Source organism: Vreelandella maris (assembly GCF_013371085.1).
GTDB lineage: Bacteria > Pseudomonadota > Gammaproteobacteria > Pseudomonadales > Halomonadaceae > Vreelandella > Vreelandella maris.
The window spans coordinates 1-1305 of the sequence record NZ_JABWCV010000078.1 but is presented as its reverse complement, the minus strand read 5'-3'; the positions used below and the strand labels follow the sequence as shown (position 1 = coordinate 1305).

The window sequence follows — 1305 nt, the reverse complement described above, 5'->3', positions numbered from 1 at the left end:
GCCAGGTATACGGACATCGAAGTATGACATGGCCGAACCGTTAATCACGCGTAGCCGTACCCGCTCACCGGCCTTGAACAGCGCGTTCCAGTTTTCCTGGGGGGAGTGGCCGTTGAGCAGGTAGGTATAAGTGCTGCCGGTGACATCGGCGATATCCCGCGAGCTCATACGCATTTGGGCCCACATACCGCGCATCTCGGCGGTTTGTGAGAAACCCTTTTCGCGTACATCGGCGAAAAAATCAGCAATCGTGCGCTCTTGGAAGTTGTAATAGCCTTCCATGGTTTTCAGATTACGGAACACCGACATCGGTTCTTCAAAGGTCCAGTCGGTGAGCAGTAACACATGCTCACGGTCGTAACGGATAGGCTCGCGCTCGGCGGCGTCGATAATCAGCGGCCCCGCATGGCCTAGCTGTTCCTGCAGACCTGAGTGGCTGTGGTACCAGTAGGTGCCGTTCTGCCTGACAGGGAAACGATAGGTAAAAGTTTCACCAGGGGCGATACCGGCAAAACTGACACCAGGCACACCATCCATTTCCGGCGGTAGAATAAGACCATGCCAGTGGATGGAGGTGGACTCGTCCAGCAGGTTGGTGACACGCAGTACGGCGTCTTGACCTTCTTTCAAACGAATCAGCGGGCCAGGACTGGTACCGTTAATGGTAATTGGTTGGGCTTCTTGTCCGTCAATAGGCAACGATTCACGGCGGATCGCCAGCGATACCTCGGGTCCTTCTTCAACGCCCTGCGCGTAGACATTGCTGCGGCCCCAGGGGTTTGCCCAGGCGGGGGTTAATCCCATTGCCGCAGCGGAACCTATTCCTAGGGCAGCGCCGCCTTTTAGGACCTGCCGGCGAGAAAGCGGGTGAGAAATGATGCTTGAGCGTGCCATGTGTAACTCCCATCAATGATGAATGGCACCATCTTGATGGAAGAAGCTGAATCAAAGCTGAATAGTGATTAATTAATCACTTCAACTGCAAGAGGCAACGTAACCGTAACGCGCAGTCCACCCAGTGGACTACGCTCAAAGCGCGAGTGCCCTGAGTAGCGGGCAATTAACTGCGCAAGAATCGACAGGCCTAAGCCGTAGCCGGGACGGCGTTCATCCAATCGTGTGCCACGCTCTCCCAAGCGCGAAAGATCTTCTTCTGCAACGCCGAAACCGTCATCATCAGTGGTGAGCGTGAGTGTGGTAGCGGAGGCGGCAATATCGCAATTAACGCACCTATTCGCCCATTTGCCAGCGTTATCGAGCACGATGCCTAATATTTCAGAAAAGTCGTGAGCCTCAATAGGCACT

Annotated in this window: 2 protein-coding genes; both read right to left on the bottom strand. The window is 54.9% G+C overall.

Translation table 11 applies throughout. From position 1 onward, the window contains the following. The coding region (locus HUO07_RS21515) for a multicopper oxidase domain-containing protein (protein ID WP_167408855.1) at positions 1-894 on the bottom strand (894 nt) is incomplete at its 3' end. A gap of 68 nt (positions 895-962) precedes the next feature. Next, positions 963-1305, bottom strand: a 343-nt coding sequence (locus tag HUO07_RS21510; RefSeq protein ID WP_241524681.1) for an ATP-binding protein, incomplete at its 5' end; no start/stop codon positions are given.